This window comes from Desulfosporosinus orientis DSM 765, from assembly GCF_000235605.1.
GTDB lineage: Bacteria > Bacillota > Desulfitobacteriia > Desulfitobacteriales > Desulfitobacteriaceae > Desulfosporosinus > Desulfosporosinus orientis.
Window position 1 is genome coordinate 2828801 of sequence record NC_016584.1, and the last position, 16689, is coordinate 2845489.

The window sequence follows — 16689 nt, forward strand, 5'->3', positions numbered from 1 at the left end:
ATGCAATACGGCGTTTGGGAAAAGCAAAGATTTCAAGAGTTAGATAGTTTTGAGTATCTAGTATTGAGAAAAGTGGTCTTTCGAAAGAAGAGATTGAAGCTGGATACGAAAGAATTAAGCTTGATAAGGAGACACCTTTACTTACACAATTGCAATGGTTAAGTGAGGCAGGTTTTTCCGATGTTGACTGCATATAACATGCCGTTCCCAAAACTTAGCATAGATGAATGCCTTATGACGCTTCGGGAACGGCTGGACGTTGAACAAAACCGCTACGACTTATAGGGTTTGCCCCCGGACTATTTGAGAGAGGGATGTTTATTGATGAGAAAGTTTGGGGTTATTATTGGTTTGATCGTTATATTGGGATTCTTCATTATTACACTAAACAGTTCAATTTTTACTAGCAATCCAACCGGAAACACAGTTGTCGATGCCATTGAAAAAACTGGTCGAAACGTTACAAAGGTTGTGTATTCTGAAGGAGTTAAAGGTGGAGTGGTAGTTTTCTTCAAAAAAAGTACTGGTAACGTAGGGGAATCAGTTGCCGCAGGTTATGTTAAAAAAACACTGTGGGGATGGGAATGGAGCTGGGGCGGAGAACATACCGATGGAGCTTCAGAGGGTTTTAGTTCTCAATATTTCCCCTATGCTAAAGGTACTCCATTCCCATTACTATTTGGTGAGATAAAAGATCCACTAATAAAGTACATAAAGGTATCGGAAAAAGATAGCACGAATGTTAGAGAAGCTAAGATAGTTGGAAAAGGTACAGAACTTTTATGGTTTACTTTTTTAAATAAAACGGAAGGACCCGATTTCACAATTACTGGATTATCAGGTGAAGGAACTATTCTCTATTCTCAAAGTATCAACACAGACAGAAAGAGTTCAGCCCAAACCGTACCTAGAAATTCTTAGGTGACGAGGAAAGAGATAGAGTAATTGTGAAAGATTGATCTTTGCTGTGACATCGTCTAACATAGAATTTAGCGCCACTTAGCCAATATGAAAGGGGTATGACGCGGCGCAAATTCTTAAACGTGCAAGTACAATTTCCACTTTAAGATTTCAGTTATTTAATATCCAGAATTTGTTCGATTATCAATGCCGCATCTTCAACGAACTTTGGACAGAGTGTAGTGAAAAGTTGTTTTTCGTTGGCGATTTTTGCGCCTTCAGTAGTACTTATGTCACAGCAAAGTAGATCCTTACATTTAATAGAGTCATTACATTGTGTGAATCTGCTTACAAAGTCCCATGCCACTCCGTAGGTCCTTTCTTTTCCTTGTTTGTCATCGACATTTGTATTGCCTGACTTAAGCCCGATTACCATTAATGCACCTGTAACTGCACCACAAGTTTCCCCCATTCTGGCCATACCCCCACCGAAAGAGCAGGATATTTTGAGAGCTGTTTCTCTATCCAAACCTATTTCGGGAGCATAAGTCGAAAATATTGCTTGGGAACAAAGGAAACCTTCTGTGAAACAACTAACTGCCTCTTTTACCTTACTCATAATCAATCATCTCCTCTTACTTTTGAATTTGTATGGTTTTTGCGAATTACTTTCAACGGTACAAATATTAATTCAATAAAATAACAAGTATTCCTTCATTTAGGACGATAATAGAAACTCAAATATTAGAATCTCTAGATATACGCAAGGGGGGATGGAATTTAAATAAACTCACTAAAGACCCAATTAACGAACGTCCTACGACTTATCGTGCAAAAACCGCGCCATCCTTAGCGCGGGAATAGTATGTTTTTGGAGGGAAAGTATGCAACCACAAAATATATTTGATAATGAATTTTTTTTTCAGGGATATAAAAAGCTTCGCGAAAATCCTAATAGCGCAAACATATTGGAAGAAAAACCAGCAATTTTTAGCCTGCTACCAGAATTGACTGGAAAAAAAGTACTAGATTTAGGTTGTGGTTATGGAGAAAACTGCAATCTATTTTCTATAATGGGTGCTAATAAGGTAGTCGGTATAGATGTTTCTTCAAAAATGCTTGCTATCGCCAATGATGAAAACAGTGGAGATAATATTTTTTATGAAAATATGTGTATGGAGAATATTTTCAGCATTAATGAGAAGTTTGATGTAGTAGTTAGCTCTTTGGCAATACATTATGTTCAGGATTTTAATAACTTGGTAAGTAATGTGAACTCATTGTTGAATGATAATGGAATTTTTGTCTTTTCTCAAGAACATCCGCTGACAACCGCACCGAAAAATGGTGCAAGTTGGTTTAAAAATGCTGATGGAAGGATTACTCACTATAAGTTAACTGATTATGCGATAAGTGGAAAACGGACTGTATCGTGGATAGTGGATGGGATCACGAAATACCATAGGACTTTTTCCGGCATTATCAACTCATTGATCGATGCCGGTTTTACTATTGAAAAAATGCTAGAACCCGTTCCTACAAAGGAAATTCTTGAAAGAGATACTTCCTCTGCAAAAAACCTACATAAACCTAATTTTTTAGTGATTAGAGCACGAAAGAAATAACAAAGAACGTTTTACGACACCACTAGGCGATTTTTATCATAAGGAGAGTGCATTTAGTGAAAAAAATAGGGATGATTGGTGGATTCGGCCCAGAGGCAACACTTGATTATTACCGTCTAATGGTTAACCAATACCGGCAGCTGCAAGGAGAAGAAAGCCTACCCGAGATAATCATTTATAGTATGAATATGTATACTCTTTTTGACATGGTTGGTAGGCAACAATGGGGCACTCTAACAAATTGGTTATTGGACGGGATACATACACTTTATAGAGCGGGGGCTGATTTTGGAATTCTCTCTGCTAACACGCCACACATCGTTTTTGACCGACTCAAGGAACTATCACCAATACCACTTATCAGCATTGTTGAAGAGACATGTAAGAAAGCAGAAGAACTACGCTTGCAAAAGGTCGGATTAATCGGAACAGGCTTTACAATGGAATCCAATTTCTTTCAAAAGGTATTTGCAAAGAATAACATCTCAATAGTTGTTCCTAGTGAACAAGAACAGCAATATATTCAACACAAATTACTAACAGAGATTGAATTAGGCCAATTTCAAGAAAGAACACGTACCGGCTTACTTACCATTATTAAACGCATGATTGATGAGGATATGATTCAGGGGTTGATTCTAGGATGTACTGAATTACCTTTGATTCTTACACATGACGAGTTTGGCATTCCGTTTCTTAATACGACCAAAATACACGTGGACAGTGTAATTAGTTATTGTTTAATGGATGACTAGAGATGAGGGTATTATTCCTTTACCGTGGCATGTATATCTAAAGTAATAAAATATATAATAGATTTAACGCTTTATGATATAGAAGGAGACTTTGTTATGGAGCAACCGTCTAGGGTACACAGGTTTGGGTCGCTTTTAGTTGATTTTATAACTATATTCATAATCATATTACTACTTGCGAATTCACCATCTTATCCAGTCAAACTCATTGCTATTTTCATCCCACTGGTTTATTTTCCCATTCTCCACGCTATTTTGAGCCGTAGCATTGGTGATATGGTTTTCGAGTTAAAGGTCGTTGACCAACAAGGTAATAATATAGGGTTCAGGTTAGCTCTAAACAGATTTTTTAGTGCATTTAAGTATTCTATTTTCTCTTTAATATTAAGTAACCTGTTTGTTATGTTTTATTTCTTTTTCTCAGGTAACTTAAAAGAGATTTCATTTGACTATGAAGAGGAGAGCCAAACCTATTTAGTGAAATCAAGGTCTCTTGCAAACATAAATTCACTTCGCTAAAGACCCTAATTAACGAACGTCCTAAACATTTGAGTCTCTTATCCAGACTTCCATTATTCCTGGGGCATATTAGACCCGTGCATGGAACATCAACGTATCGCTCTTATGAAAGTATCTTCGGGTTACTAATGAGGCCCACATAATGGCAAAAAAGGGAAGAAGCAAGGTGTCACTCCTTAATGGAATTATTTTTTTACCGGCCAAGAACGACGAATAGTTCAACGAGAGGTTGACATCGTTAACACAATGGTGGGAGTAGTAACCAGACTTCGGGAATACTCGAACCGTTATCTGAAAACCACTTGGTATATTATTTGAAAGAAAACATTAAAATCTTAAACTCAGTGGTATAACTGCAATCAAGCCGGCGAGAAATCCAACAAAATATTGCTGGTTTTATTGTTGGGGAGGAGAAGGTACTTGTCATTGATACAGGAGCCAATAGGTTTGCTGCTCAGACAATTTACGGTTATGCATCTTCGGTAGGTAGAGGAAGACGTATTTTGGCCATAAATACAGAGCAACATCTTGACCACATCGGAGGGAATGGACTTTTTAGGGAGAATCAGCTTGATATTTACGGCCATTACAAAATCAACCGAACTACTGCCGATTTAGCCTCGATGACCAGGGAATATAACGAATGTATTCCGAACCTAATTAGACGTAATCGTAATGAAGCGGAATTTTTATTCACGGATGCAGAAATCTATAACCCGAATATTCTACTGAAATCAGATACCGTAATTCAATTGGGCAGGATTGAAGCACACGTGATTTTTACGCCGGGACATACACATACAAATCTTTCAGTTTATGTTCCTTCAGAAGAGATTTTGTATTGTGGTGACTGTATACTAAAATCATATTTGCCCAACTTGGAGTCGGGTAATATAGTTGATTGGGAGATTTGGCTTGAATCATTATTGAAATTGCAGAATCTTAATCTAAGTACAGTGGTTCCAGGACACGGTGAAATTCTTCAAGGAAGTGAAATCACCAAGGCGTTTGATTGGACTCGTGGAATTATTGAAGAGGCGGTTTCTTCTGGTGTAGCACCAACTTAATCAACTGAGAAAACCTCGAAACGGCGCATATTTTGTTCCTGCGATTACTACTGTTGCATTCTCCTGTGAACTTGCGCTTAAAAATAATTATAAATTTATTTACTTCGCATAAAGAATTTAGATTTCGTCGTGTTTCCCGCAACTTTACATAGATGACATGTGGTTGGGACACTTCGGGAACGGCCAGGACGTTAGATGCCATGCCTAAGATATGGAAAAGGGAAGTGGAGATTAAGTGAGAACCCTAAAGATATATCAGGTCGATTCGTTTACTACAGAAAAATTTAAGGGTAATCCTGCTGGTGTTGTCTTGAACGCAGATGGTCTAACCGATCAAGAAATGTTATGCATTGCTCGGGAAATGAACAATTCAGAGACAGCATTTATATTTAAGCCAGATGGGGCTGATCATGAAATTCGGATAAGATATTTTACGCCAATAACTGAAGTCCCGGTGTGCGGACATGCAACTGTTGCTGCTCATTATGTGCGGGCAGTAGAACAAAAACTGAACTCTTCCACCGTTATACATAAGATTGGAATTGGAACTTTACCGGTTGAAATAATTAGAGAGGATAATGATTATTCCATAATGATGACCCAAGGTAAAATTGAATTTTATCCACCATTTGCCAGGCAAGAACGTGACAATATTGTTGATGCCCTAGGTTTAAATGTGGAAGAATTGGATCCACAATGTCCGATTCAAATTGTATCTACAGGACATTCCAAAGTTATGATTGGAATTAAAACTAGACGCAGGTTGAATGCATTGTCTCCGGATTTCCTAGCTTTAACCCAAATTAGCAAAATGATTAACTGCAACGGATATTTCGTTTTTACAATGGATTCAGAACAAAAGGATATTTTAACTCATGGAAGAATGTTTGCGCCTGCCATAGGTATTAATGAAGATCCGGTAACTGGAAACGCAAACGGTCCCCTTGGGGCATATCTGATTAATCACGGTTTGGTTAAACATAATAAGTCAAGCTTTTCCTTTACGGGTGAACAAGGATTCGCAATTGGACGAAGCGGTTTAATAAACGTGACGGTTCATTTAAATAGTGGAAAACCTGAGCAAGTCAAAATTGGAGGAAGAGCGGTTATTGTATTTAAGACCGAGATCCAGATTTGAGATGCTTTTTAAGCCGTCTAACGGCATAGCGTCTAACAGCTAATTTGCGTAACTTTGCTTAGATCAATGTAGAAAGAAGCGTGATCAAAAGAAATATATGGCATTATTTTCAAACTGGGGTAGTTCAGGTATAATTATTGGTAAGGGGTTGAGTCTTCTCGTACTAGCCTGATGTGAAATTCATAAAAATGAGCTTATGGCTAATTGCTTGCAGGGGTCACCATATCATTGTGGGAGATAATACGAAAATATTAGAGGATTATGTTTTGATAAGCTTGGGAGATGGATAAATTTAATAGGTTGGAGGAAATTATGGACGAAATAGGATTTCAGAAATTAATATATGATCAAATTCCAATAACTGAAAAAATGGGGTTAGAGGTCATAGAATTTAAGCCTTTAAGTGTTAAGATACTCGCTAGGCTTAAACCAAACCTAAATCATAAATGTACTGCGTTTGGTGGCAGTATTAATAGTTTAATGACAGTATGTGGATGGGCAGCTGTATTTATTAATATAAAAGAAATTGATCCAAATTCACATATTGTTATCCAAAGAAGTAATATAGAATACTTTTTACCTATAGATAAAGATTTTACAGCCGAATGCACAATCGAAGAACAAGCAGGCATAGAAAAGTTTTTATTTACCTACAAGAAGTACAGTCGTGCTCGGTTAAAGTTAAATGTTTTTTGTAGAGATAATGATAAGATATTATCAAAATTCGAAGGTCAATACGTAGTGTTTAGATAACTCGTTATTACTGGTTAGTTTTATCGTAAAAATTTTTGTGTTATATGAGTTAAGTGTCTGGAGACCGACGTCCTGTCGGTCTCTAGCTCTAGGGGTGTGCGACCTTACATAACAAGCAATTCCCGCTAGCTATATCGTACATAACCATACTTTCTACATTGCGAGTGTCGACCTATTTTGCTTCTATGGAGTAAATACTATTTATATTTGTCCAAATAGTGAAAGGGGAATTAAGATATGAACGAAGTTATACAAAGCTTGCACGAGAGAAAATCTGTAAGGGTATTTAAAGATATAAAAATCTCAGACTCTGATAAGGAAGCTATTCTACTGGCAGCAATGGCGGCACCAACTGCAGGGAACCAACAGCTATATACAATTTTAGATATTACCGAACAAAGTCTAAAAGATAAACTGGCAGTATCCTGTGACAATCAACCTTTTATAGCAAAGGCTCCTATGGTATTAATTTTTTGTGCCGATTTTCAGAAGTGGTATGATGCTTTTCTAGAAGGTGGGTGCAGCCCAAGAGTGCCGGGTGTTGGAGACTTAATGCTGGCAGTTCAAGACAGCGTTATTGCTGCACAAAATGCTGTAACTGCAGCCCAAAGTTTAGGAATTGGTTCTTGTTACATCGGTGATATTATGGAGCTTTGTGAAGAGCACAGGGAGATGCTCGAATTGCCCGAATATGTTTTCCCGGCAACCATGCTGGTGTTTGGATACCCAACAGAACAACAACAAAATCGACCAAAGCCGGAACGGTGTGATTTGAAGCACATAGTTCATACAAATCACTATAACCGGATGTCAGGAGATGAACTGCGTATTATGTTGCAAAAGAAATTGGGCGAACAGAGTTACGAGGACTGGGCTGCTGCCTTTTGCAATCGCAAGTATAACTCCGGCTTTTCACGAGAAATGACCAGATCAGTAGGAGAATACCTGAAGTCATTTGGTTACGAAAGAAAGTAAGAAATTCATTTTTCCTCTGATTCGAATTTTTTATTTACTTAATTAATAAGGCATAGATGGAGAGTAGGAGAATTTCATATGATCCGGAAATTTGAAGGATATACAATCAACTCTGATAAAACTATGATTTCTGTGGACCGGGTTAAGGAGTTCCTAACAGATAGTTATTGGGCGAAAGATAGAGCTAAAGAAATCATTGAAAAGACCATTATGAATTCATTGTGTTATGGAGTGTATAACGAAGATGAATTGATCGGTTTTGCGCGGGTTGTATCCGACTTTGCTACGATGTTTTGGATTTGTGATGTTTACATTGATAGGATTCATAGGGGAAAGGGGCTTGGGAAGAAACTAATTGAATGTATCCTTGAGACCCCTGAGCTTAAAAACATCAGAGGTTTTTTGGTGACAAGCGATGCCCATGGATTGTACGAGCAATTTGGTTTTGAAAGAGTTGAATCAAAAGTTATGACACGATCGTCAGTTGGATAGGTATTTCAAAGGGAGAGAAGATATGTGGTTGAGATATGTTATTTAGAGGGCGGCCAGGAGTTATTGGAAAAGGTTGCTCCTTTATGGAAGAGTTTAAATGAGCATCATCAGAATGCCTCCAAACATTTTTCCCGATACTATAACCAAATTACATTTGCTAAGAGAAAAGAAGAGTGGCTGAAAAATATAGAATCAGGAAAGATGCGAATCGATTTGGTACATTCTAAAGGCTCTTATGAATATATTGGCTACTGTGTAAGCATCTGTAACCAAAACATTGGGGAGGTAGAATCTATATTTGTGGGCGATGCTTATCGGAACATGGGAATCGGACGTTGTTTAATGCAAAGAGCGCTGGACTGGATGGATCAGCAATCAGTAAAAACCAAAAGGATTAGTGTCGCAGTTGGAAATGAACAGGTTCTCAAGTTTTACCAGGGTTTTGGGTTTTTTCCAAGGTCAGTCATGCTGGAACAAGTGTCTGAAAAACTCTCGAACTTAGAGTAACTTCGGAGCGCAACCCATTGTACAATAGGGCATTTACGAAACTTCCCAAATGTGCTCATGTTCTAAAATAAAAAACTCGATATTTAGAGACATACTAAAAAAGGAGGGCCTCTTCTAGTGAAGACAATCCATCTTAAAAACGGACAGACTGTATTCCTAAGGGAGGCCATTAAAGGTGATGCTCTCGAGCTGGTAACCTATTTACAAAAGGTTAGCGCTGAATCAGACTTCCTAACATTCGGACCCGGCGAGTTTTCAACATCTGTAAGCGAGGAGGAAGAGATCCTTGAAGAAAGTCATATCGCAAAAAATAGGTTCATGCTCCTAGCTTTAGTAGAGAACACGGTAATTGGATGTTTACATTTTACTGGTGGATCCAGAAAAAGGATTCAGCACACTGGCGAATTCGGCGTTTCTGCTCTAAGGGAATACTGGAATCAAGGAATCGGTACAGCGATGGTACAGGAATTAATTCAGTGGGCCAAAGATTTAAATGTGATCCGCAAAATTAAACTGCGAGTTAGAAGTGATAACTCCAGAGCAATACGAGTATATGAGAAACTCGGATTTGTTCAAGAGGGGCTAATTACTCGGGAATTCCTAATACAGGGAGTGTTCTATGATTGTTTTTACATGGGTCTGTGCATTGATTAATTTCAACCCTGGGGCAGGTTTCTGGGGAGAGGGGTACATCGGAGAGACAATATTTAAATGAGCAGGACCAGAAACAAAGATTGTGGCTAATGGGAATGGTGTTGTACAAAGCAATAAATTTGGATTTGAGGAAAATTACTATGGACAAATACCCAAGAAAAGAATTGGAGGAAGCTCTGCAAATCGTTTCTTCAATCATCAGTAGATGTGAAAAAACTCAGCCAAAATTTGTGGAGGGTACTTCACAGCACACACTCCTTAAGAACAGGATCAAAGCCATGTATATTTCAAAATCCTTAATAGAAGATGAAAATATTGTGGACAAATATACTAAAGAAGAACTGATAGAAGCATTGCGCCCCGTATCTTCAATTATCAGCAAATGTGAAAAAGCACAGCAAAAATTTGCGGAGGATACCTCTCATCACACCCGCTTCAAGAACATGATCAAAGCAATGTATCTTTCAAAATCATTAATAACAGATGAAATTAGTAAAAGAAGTTAAATTCCCCTTTGACTTGTATGATAGAGCTTTAAATTTATTTGCCGTCAGCCCGCTGAATACAAGGGGAAACTATGTGCATCCGGTAGCAAGAGATTTTATGGACTTCCTGCGGCTCCTGCTGACTTGCGGAGATGCTGCGGTAATGGAGCAGGTATTTGGCTGGGATCAGGCGGAGTTTGACACCTTCCTGCAGGACAATCCTCTTACCGCTGAACAGCAGTCTGTGTTGGATGCTATTCGTGAGAATCTGCTGCTCGCGCCTATGGAGCGGCCCTTTGCCTATATTAAAGAGTTGCAGGCTGAATTCGATTACAGTCTCCTCATATATCGGGAAGATTACAATGAGTGGGTTTCAGTCGAGTCAAAGATACCCGAATGGAAGGTTTATTATAACGGCAACTTTTGGGGGCATCATGGCCGTGCAAGGGCCGGCAAGGAAATTCCCCTTGATAAGCAGTTTGTCTGGGACGATAAAGTTTTTCTCATTCCTTCGATTTACACTTGCAATAAGGGCTTGATAGTGGACTTTTGCTTAAAGGTTCCGACTGAGCGTATCCGTTATTTTATCGACAAGTGGAATCTCTCTATTGAGAATGATAGATCGGACTTTACCGCTGAACAGCAGATGCAGATTGATGCAGAAAATCCTCTGGACGTCGATATAAGTTTAAAAGTTGTGTTGAACGGAACTGTCCTTTCTGGCTCACATGGCTGCGGCGTTTCCTGGAATCCCTGCCTCACAGAGGGAAACGGCCTTGAGGCCAGGAGTGTGATCCGGCACTATGGCCTTGATCATGACTATGGCTGGGTAATCCGGCGTGCTGCTTTTCCTTGGAAGACGAAACGCAAACCGCAGATTAAGTCCCTCAGCGTAACGCTGATTCAGCGGCCTGTCGCATTGTCCGGACCTCACTTTCATGTATCAGCGCCCGGTGAGCAAATTGAGTTTACGCACCCGACCACCGGACTGCAGCATACGCTGACTGTGCAGGAATATGAACAGCAGGAAATACTCCTTGAGCATTTTGGCAGCCAAAATCAGGAGTTTCCGACACACTATACTGTGATGAGCTATACGCTCTTGCCGGATCTGCCTGATAATGCATTCAGCGTTACTGATTGCGTTCGTTCCGACCAACTTCGGCAGAAATACACAAATATCAATGAGCCCCAGGCATCTAGCAGCGGTTTTTGCTTCGGTATCAGCTCAGATTGTCCGACTGCCATCATTTTTGGCGGCAGCGGCCAGGGCAAGCTCCAGGCAGCTTGCTCAGCACTCCACTTTGAGCCGGTAGACAAAGTAGAGTGGCGCATGGTGTTTTATGAAAAAAGACACGACGATGTTACAGTGGAGCTGATATAAATCTGATACTGGGCAGCTTCATTTAACCTGGGGTTACCGTAACTTCGCAAAGATCATAGAGAAAAAGGTATTGCCAAAGAGCTTATAGATAAAGTGATTACCATTTCGAAGAAATTGGGATACAGTAGATTATTTTTAAGGACAGAATATGCTGGAGATTATTATAAATGAATTTAATCTCTCAACCGAAGTGTATTCAAAGAAAATATAAAGCAAATCCAATTAATACTTTTGTAACACGCTGATCAGTGGTGGCGGGAGAGCTGTTATCCATGGCGGCTTTTGAATTACAGGGCGCGGTCCGTCGCCTAACAGTTAAGCGGTTGAAGGAGGACGTTATGAGAGTTCTTTTAAATGAACCTATAGGTGAGGATTATAGAAGTCTTATTCAATTTGCTTTTGATGTATGTGACACCTTTCTTTTTATTAAACATAGTCAACGTTCATACAATCAATCATTTGACAAGGTGGTAAGAGAATTAGAGTCAGATTTTATTTATTGTAAGGAACAGAATCAATGGCCTGGAACAATTTCCGTTCCAACCGCAATGGTCTATTATTTTCATACTTCGGAGAAAAGCAAAGGAATAATTAAAAATATAACTGATTCACTCTTTAACTGGAATGCGCCAAACCTTCCGGATGATTTATGTTTTCTGAAGGGGGATAAGCAATGGCTTGTTAATACATCTCATGAACGTCTCTGTGATATTATCACAGAGAGTGAATCGGAACTTGAACAACTTAAAACAATAAATGGATTAATATATAGGATTGTCAAGAAGTAAATCATTTTTAGAGCTGAACTCTTGTCACCGCTGAGTCAGGGGGTAAGCTTGGGAGATGATAAATCTAATATGTACTGCCTTTGGTGGAAGTATCAATAGTTAAATGTACTTTGTAGAGATAATGACAAGATATTAGCAAAATTCGAAGGTCAATATGTTGTGTTTAGTTAAGTTACTAAGATAATATGCAAGTAATACAACAAGGCTTCGGAACTTCATTGAGAAGTTCACTTAAAATCATACAGGATAGGAAGATGAATGTGGTAGAATTAGAAATCCTGGGCGAAAAACACATTCCTGAACTTCAAGAGCTATTAATGAGATGTTCGGACTACCTTGCTTTTCAAGACGGTGAACCGGTTAAGAAGGATGCTGCTAAAGATTTACTAATATCCAGGCCTGATAATGTTACAATCCAAGACAAAATTGTTTATGGGATATACCAAGGTCAAGACCATTTGCTAATTGGAGTCGTCGATATAATCATGCGCTTTGCGGGTCCTGACATCTTGAGTTTGGTATTATTAGTTATCGAACCAACGTTTAGAGGAAAAGGACTTGGAGAAGTCGTACATAAATTGTTGGAAGAATGGGCTCATAGCAATAAGTTTTCACGGATAAGGTTGGGCGTATTATTCGATAATGAAAAGGGGCATAGGTTCTGGAAGAGAGTTGGCTATGAAGAAACAGGTGAGATCAAACCCTATTTAGCTCACAAGTTTAGAGTACTGGAGAAGGCGATTTGAATCTAATCTTAATACATATATCATTAGCTGCATTTTGACTTTCAGATGTTAAGCTCATATTTGGTGGAGATGATTTAATGGAATCCAGTATCACACAATATATCAGGTCTATAGAATTAGATAGAAAAAATATACCAACATGGTCTGAATATCCTTTTAATTTACCTGCAATCAAGGATTTGCATAAATTATCATTTCATCCCAAGGTGACCTTTATAATCGGAGAAAATGGCTCGGGAAAGTCAACAGTATTAGAATCCATAGCAGTTGCTTATGGTTTTAATGCTGAAGGGGGGACAAAGAACTTTACTTTCTCCACCAAACCTACGCATTCTGACTTGAAAAGCTATATCAAAGTTGTCAAAGGAATAAAGAAGCCTAGGAACGGTTTTTTCTTAAGAGCAGAAAGCTTCTATAATTTCGCGACAAACTTAGATGATTTGGATGAAGAAATGTCCACTGAGCCGCGTTTAATTGACTATTATGGTGGCCGTTCCCTGCATGAACAATCACATGGAGAGTCATTTTTCGCGTTATTCCAAAATAAATTTGGGCGGGAAGGAATCTATGTTTTAGATGAACCTGAAGCAGCATTATCACCCTCCCGTCAAATGGCTATGCTTTCGAGAATGCATGATTTAGTTAAAGAAGGTTCCCAATTTATTATTGCTACTCATTCTCCAATAATAATGGCCTATCCCAATGCATGGATATACCAGATTAACGAAGGATTTGAAAAGGTTAACTATGAGGATACAGAACATTATCAAGTTATGAGGGCTTTTCTAAATAATAAAGAGAAGATGCTTAATATTCTATTGGAATGAGAAACACATATTGTCTAAAGGGCGGCCATCCGTGGCTGATTTCTTCCTGGTTAAATGAGTTAGAGGTGATAGAAAGTGAAATATTTTACAAGAGAATGGTATAAATTGTGTAAGATGATGAGTGCTCATTTAGGATTAGAAGAAGATAAACAAGCAGAATCATTTTCAGAACAATACTTTCAAGAGTTATATAATCAAAAATTAACGGAGTTTCTAACACAATTGCAGCTTGTACATGAGGAAATTGCTTTAAAACATCAAAATTTTAAAGAAAGCAATATTAAACACGAATCATTTGACAGAGAAAAAGTATCGGAAAATTTTCAGCAATCCTTTCTAGATAACCAACAACGAATTATAAACAATTTCCCGGAAGAGATACTAAAGAAAATAGCCGATATCCGAGTATTTGCCTTAAATAAAGCAACAAGACCAGTAATAGAAGATGTAACTCAGCTATGTCAGGACAATGAAAAATTAGTGATGAAAACAATCGCAGACTATAGAGAATATTTTAAGGAAGTATCTAAAACCCTGGACAAGAATGTGATAAATGAAATAAATTTTCATGATTGTTTAGTTACAGGTGTAGAAGAATCAGAAAAAACCTTAACGATTTCATTCGATAGTTCAGGAAGTTTCACCAACATAACAAAAATGCATTTGGATAATTATGAAATTCTTAAACAAGATGCATCCCTGGAAAACTCATGGTGTGTTAATGATGAAATATATCAAACAAATGGAAAATATGAATTACACATAATGCTTCGGAATAAGAAGAATAGGTTAATCGAATTTATCGTTTCGGCTGAAAACTTATCATTTGAGCATTAACCGAATTAAGTTTAAGCATAGCTAAATATGTTAAAATTTAATATAGCCGGGGTTTGAGCATAGGCATGCGAAAATCCCAAAATGGGATTGTTGTATCCCAAACCGGGATGGCTCTATTTCATATTGAGATAGAGTAAATCCGGCTTTTTTTATGCCCTCAACGCACCATTGTCCGAAATTGAGATTTTTTGCATTAACCAATAGCTGAAAACCCTTGCCAGGGGCCAGTTTGGCGGGTATTTGGGAATGGCACATCAATTGCATATCAAGAATCATAGTCATGAATTTTAGAAACTAGCGATGCAGTAGGAGCAGCAATTTTCTCTATCGTTAGTTTTCAGATTACTCAGTCAGTTTGCGGCAAGGGAGGAAGGTTATGTCGGAGGTCTATGACATTCTTATTATCGGTGCCGGTCCGGGAGGATTGGCGGCAGGGATGTACAGCGCCAGGTCAAAGCTGAAAACTGTCATCTTGGAAAAGGGAAACCCAGGCGGGCAGGCGGCTCGCACTGAGGAATTGGAAAATTACCCGGGTTTTTCCCGGGGCACTACAGGACCGGGGTTAATGGCGGCGATGGAGGAACACGCTAAAAGTTTTGGTGCGGAAATACTCAATGAAGAAGTCATTGATTTGGATTTAGAGGAACGGATTAAACGGGTTAAGACCAAAAGCGGCCGGGAATATCAGGCCAGGGTTGTGATTCTTGCTTTAGGGGCAGTGCCTAAATCATTGGAAATCAAAGGCGAAGCTACTCACCGGGGCAAAGGGGTCTCCTACTGCGCCACTTGTGATGCCGATTTCTTTGAAGAATTAGATGTGGTGGTAGTGGGCAATGGGGATGCAGCCGTTGAAGAGGCCATGTATTTAACTAAATTTGCCGAGACCGTCACCCTTATTGTGAGACGTGAGGAAGGGGACTTGAGATGCAATAAGACCAGTGCGGAACGAGCCTTCGCCAACCCAAAAATACAATGGGTTTGGAATTCCGTTCTGGAAGAGATCAAAGGAGACGGTCTGGTGGACAGCGTGGTCATTAAGAACACCAAAACCGGGGAACTGTCGGAGAGGGAAACCAATGGCGTATTCTTCTTTGTGGGAACCATTCCTAAGACTGAGATGTTAAGAGGAAAAGTTGAGTTAAATGATCAGGGATACATTCTCACCAATGATTTAATGGCAACCTCCGTGCCCGGAGTCTATGCCGCCGGGGATGCCCGGGCAAAGTTTTTTAAACAAGTAGTTACAGCGGCCAGTGACGGAGCTATCGCTTCCATGGCAGCGGAAAAATACCTGGCCGAAGGGGAAAGTCATAATTGAGTTCTTAAGGCGGCAAGAACCCCCGGGAACTTTTTAATAATAGAAAACTAAGGAGTGTGTTGAAGATGGTCGCATTAACAAAAGACAATTTTGAACAAGAGGTTATAAGCACTAATGGTCTGATTATGGTGGATTTCTGGAATGAAAAGTGTGAACCTTGCAAAGCTCTAATGCCTAAAGTTCATGAATTGGCGGAGAAATATCAGGGAAAAGTTAAGTTCTGCACTTTGGATACCAAGGGCAACAGGAGACTGGCTATGGCGCAGAAAGTTCTGGGCTTGCCCACCATCCAGTTTTACCAAAACGGAGAAGTGGTCGCCGAACTAAGCAATGAGATTGCCATTGAAGATGTGGAATCTAAACTTATCGAACTGACTTAATTTAAAGTTACTAAACAGGTAAGGTTTTCGCAGCTTATGCTGAAAAAAATACGAAAGTTTAGGGGAGAAATGCAAAATGTTGAAAGGGAAGAAGGTAGCCATTCTCGGCGACCGGGACGGGATTCCCGGACCGGCCATTGAAGAGTGTGTCAGAACCGGCGGCGCCGAAGTCATTTTTTCGACGACGGAATGTTTTGTCTGAACGGCAGCTGGTGCAATGGACTTGGAAAATCAAAAACGGATTATGGAATTTGCGGAGAAGTACGGTAATGACGATTTAATCGTCGTGCTGGGGGGTGGGGAAGCAGAAGCTTCCGGCCTGGCAGCAGAAACCGTTTCTACCGGAGATCCAACCTTTGCAGGTCCATTAGCAGGAGTCTCGTTGGGACTCAAAGCTTACCACATTTTTGAACTTAAGGATATGGTGGATGCTTCTGTTTATGATGAGCAGATCAGTATGATGGAAATGGTTCTTGAAGTTGACGAAATTGTTGAAGAAATAAAAACCTATCGCAAATAACAGATAAGGGTAATGGATA

21 protein-coding genes and 1 pseudogene are annotated in these 16689 nt (G+C 39.2%); 21 read left to right on the forward strand and 1 reads right to left on the reverse strand.

From position 1 onward, the window contains the following. Window positions 1-324: 324 nt before the first annotated feature. Window positions 325-921 carry a hypothetical protein gene (locus DESOR_RS13210; RefSeq protein ID WP_052304311.1) on the forward strand — a complete coding sequence of 199 codons (597 nt, stop codon included), beginning with the start codon at window positions 325-327 and terminating at the stop codon, window positions 919-921. A gap of 154 nt (window positions 922-1075) precedes the next feature. Here the strand turns inward: DESOR_RS13210 and DESOR_RS13215 are convergent, their stop codons facing one another. After that, window positions 1076-1519: a C-GCAxxG-C-C family protein gene (locus DESOR_RS13215; protein ID WP_014185089.1), complete on the reverse strand. Its 444-nt coding sequence runs from the start codon at window positions 1517-1519 to the stop codon at window positions 1076-1078. 265 nt (window positions 1520-1784) lie between these two features. On the opposite strand from DESOR_RS13215, the gene DESOR_RS13220 reads away from it, so the two are divergent. The 20 genes and pseudogenes from DESOR_RS13220 (at window position 1785) to grdA (ending at window position 16670) form a co-directional block, all read left to right on the forward strand. Next, window positions 1785-2525, forward strand: a complete 741-nt coding sequence (locus tag DESOR_RS13220) for a class I SAM-dependent methyltransferase (protein ID WP_014185090.1) — start codon at window positions 1785-1787, stop codon at window positions 2523-2525. 56 nt (window positions 2526-2581) lie between these two features. After that, the gene (locus tag DESOR_RS13225; protein WP_014185091.1) at window positions 2582-3280 is read left to right on the forward strand and encodes an aspartate/glutamate racemase family protein; all 699 of its coding nucleotides are present in this window, start codon (window positions 2582-2584) and stop codon (window positions 3278-3280) included. Between the two features lie 96 nt (window positions 3281-3376). Beyond that, window positions 3377-3799: an RDD family protein gene (locus tag DESOR_RS13230; RefSeq protein ID WP_014185092.1), complete on the forward strand. Its 423-nt coding sequence runs from the start codon at window positions 3377-3379 to the stop codon at window positions 3797-3799. A 398-nt stretch (window positions 3800-4197) separates the two neighbouring features. Continuing rightward, window positions 4198-4866 (forward strand): MBL fold metallo-hydrolase, encoded by a 669-nt coding sequence (locus DESOR_RS13235; protein ID WP_282434417.1) that lies wholly within the window; start codon window positions 4198-4200, stop codon window positions 4864-4866. Window positions 4867-5101: 235 nt separating this feature from the next. Beyond that, entirely contained in the window at window positions 5102-6004 is a 903-nt protein-coding gene (locus tag DESOR_RS13240) for a PhzF family isomerase (protein WP_014185094.1), read from the forward strand. 282 nt (window positions 6005-6286) lie between these two features. Then, a complete protein-coding gene (locus DESOR_RS13245) occupies window positions 6287-6757 on the forward strand; it encodes a YiiD C-terminal domain-containing protein (protein WP_242832504.1) in 471 nt (156 codons plus the stop codon). A 237-nt stretch (window positions 6758-6994) separates the two neighbouring features. Then, window positions 6995-7732, forward strand: coding sequence for a nitroreductase family protein (locus DESOR_RS13250; protein ID WP_014185096.1), 738 nt, complete (start codon window positions 6995-6997; stop codon window positions 7730-7732). Between the two features lie 78 nt (window positions 7733-7810). After that, window positions 7811-8224 carry a GNAT family N-acetyltransferase gene (locus tag DESOR_RS13255; RefSeq protein WP_014185097.1) on the forward strand — a complete coding sequence of 138 codons (414 nt, stop codon included), beginning with the start codon at window positions 7811-7813 and terminating at the stop codon, window positions 8222-8224. A gap of 24 nt (window positions 8225-8248) precedes the next feature. Beyond that, window positions 8249-8731, forward strand: a complete 483-nt coding sequence (locus DESOR_RS13260) for a GNAT family N-acetyltransferase (RefSeq protein ID WP_014185098.1) — start codon at window positions 8249-8251, stop codon at window positions 8729-8731. Window positions 8732-8848: 117 nt separating this feature from the next. After that, a complete protein-coding gene (locus tag DESOR_RS13265; protein ID WP_014185099.1) occupies window positions 8849-9385 on the forward strand; it encodes a GNAT family N-acetyltransferase in 537 nt (178 codons plus the stop codon). 140 nt (window positions 9386-9525) lie between these two features. After that, complete coding sequence (locus tag DESOR_RS13270) at window positions 9526-9891, forward strand: hypothetical protein (RefSeq protein ID WP_014185100.1); 366 nt, start codon at window positions 9526-9528, stop codon at window positions 9889-9891. Further along, on the forward strand, window positions 9869-11254 hold the full coding sequence (locus DESOR_RS13275; protein WP_014185101.1) for a hypothetical protein: 1386 nt from the start codon (window positions 9869-9871) through the stop codon (window positions 11252-11254). Before DESOR_RS13270 ends, DESOR_RS13275 begins: the two co-directional genes overlap by 23 nt. Window positions 11255-11311: 57 nt before the next feature. Continuing rightward, window positions 11312-11425 (forward strand): annotated as a pseudogene (locus DESOR_RS30995) (hypothetical protein); the annotation flags it as partial. 101 nt (window positions 11426-11526) lie between these two features. Continuing rightward, window positions 11527-12042 carry a hypothetical protein gene (locus DESOR_RS13280; RefSeq protein ID WP_052304312.1) on the forward strand — a complete coding sequence of 172 codons (516 nt, stop codon included), beginning with the start codon at window positions 11527-11529 and terminating at the stop codon, window positions 12040-12042. A gap of 260 nt (window positions 12043-12302) precedes the next feature. Beyond that, a complete protein-coding gene (locus DESOR_RS13285; RefSeq protein ID WP_042331211.1) occupies window positions 12303-12788 on the forward strand; it encodes a GNAT family N-acetyltransferase in 486 nt (161 codons plus the stop codon). Window positions 12789-12865: 77 nt separating this feature from the next. Then, a complete protein-coding gene (locus tag DESOR_RS13290) occupies window positions 12866-13615 on the forward strand; it encodes an AAA family ATPase (protein ID WP_014185104.1) in 750 nt (249 codons plus the stop codon). A 75-nt stretch (window positions 13616-13690) separates the two neighbouring features. Then, window positions 13691-14452 carry a DUF4085 family protein gene (locus DESOR_RS13295; protein WP_014185105.1) on the forward strand — a complete coding sequence of 254 codons (762 nt, stop codon included), beginning with the start codon at window positions 13691-13693 and terminating at the stop codon, window positions 14450-14452. A 376-nt stretch (window positions 14453-14828) separates the two neighbouring features. Beyond that, complete coding sequence (gene trxB, locus DESOR_RS13300; protein WP_014185106.1) at window positions 14829-15770, forward strand: thioredoxin-disulfide reductase; 942 nt, start codon at window positions 14829-14831, stop codon at window positions 15768-15770. Between the two features lie 65 nt (window positions 15771-15835). After that, window positions 15836-16150 (forward strand): thioredoxin TrxA, encoded by a 315-nt coding sequence (trxA, locus tag DESOR_RS13305; protein WP_014185107.1) that lies wholly within the window; start codon window positions 15836-15838, stop codon window positions 16148-16150. A gap of 76 nt (window positions 16151-16226) precedes the next feature. Beyond that, window positions 16227-16670, forward strand: a complete 444-nt coding sequence (grdA, locus tag DESOR_RS13315; RefSeq protein ID WP_081468508.1) for a glycine/sarcosine/betaine reductase complex selenoprotein A — start codon at window positions 16227-16229, stop codon at window positions 16668-16670. The last annotated feature ends 19 nt before the right edge of the window (window positions 16671-16689 follow it).

Coding starts and splice junctions, on each gene's coding strand:
- DESOR_RS13210 (WP_052304311.1), top strand. CDS start 325: ATGAGAAAGTTTGGGGTTATTATTGGTTTGATCGTTATATTGGGATTC.
- DESOR_RS13215 (WP_014185089.1), bottom strand. CDS start 1,519: ATGAGTAAGGTAAAAGAGGCAGTTAGTTGTTTCACAGAAGGTTTCCTT.
- DESOR_RS13220 (WP_014185090.1), top strand. CDS start 1,785: ATGCAACCACAAAATATATTTGATAATGAATTTTTTTTTCAGGGATAT.
- DESOR_RS13230 (WP_014185092.1), top strand. CDS start 3,377: ATGGAGCAACCGTCTAGGGTACACAGGTTTGGGTCGCTTTTAGTTGAT.
- DESOR_RS13245 (WP_242832504.1), top strand. CDS start 6,287: ATGGATAAATTTAATAGGTTGGAGGAAATTATGGACGAAATAGGATTT.
- DESOR_RS13250 (WP_014185096.1), top strand. CDS start 6,995: ATGAACGAAGTTATACAAAGCTTGCACGAGAGAAAATCTGTAAGGGTA.
- DESOR_RS13255 (WP_014185097.1), top strand. CDS start 7,811: ATGATCCGGAAATTTGAAGGATATACAATCAACTCTGATAAAACTATG.
- DESOR_RS13270 (WP_014185100.1), top strand. CDS start 9,526: ATGGACAAATACCCAAGAAAAGAATTGGAGGAAGCTCTGCAAATCGTT.
- DESOR_RS13275 (WP_014185101.1), top strand. CDS start 9,869: ATGAAATTAGTAAAAGAAGTTAAATTCCCCTTTGACTTGTATGATAGA.
- DESOR_RS13280 (WP_052304312.1), top strand. CDS start 11,527: ATGGCGGCTTTTGAATTACAGGGCGCGGTCCGTCGCCTAACAGTTAAG.
- DESOR_RS13290 (WP_014185104.1), top strand. CDS start 12,866: ATGGAATCCAGTATCACACAATATATCAGGTCTATAGAATTAGATAGA.
- trxB (WP_014185106.1), top strand. CDS start 14,829: ATGTCGGAGGTCTATGACATTCTTATTATCGGTGCCGGTCCGGGAGGA.
- trxA (WP_014185107.1), top strand. CDS start 15,836: ATGGTCGCATTAACAAAAGACAATTTTGAACAAGAGGTTATAAGCACT.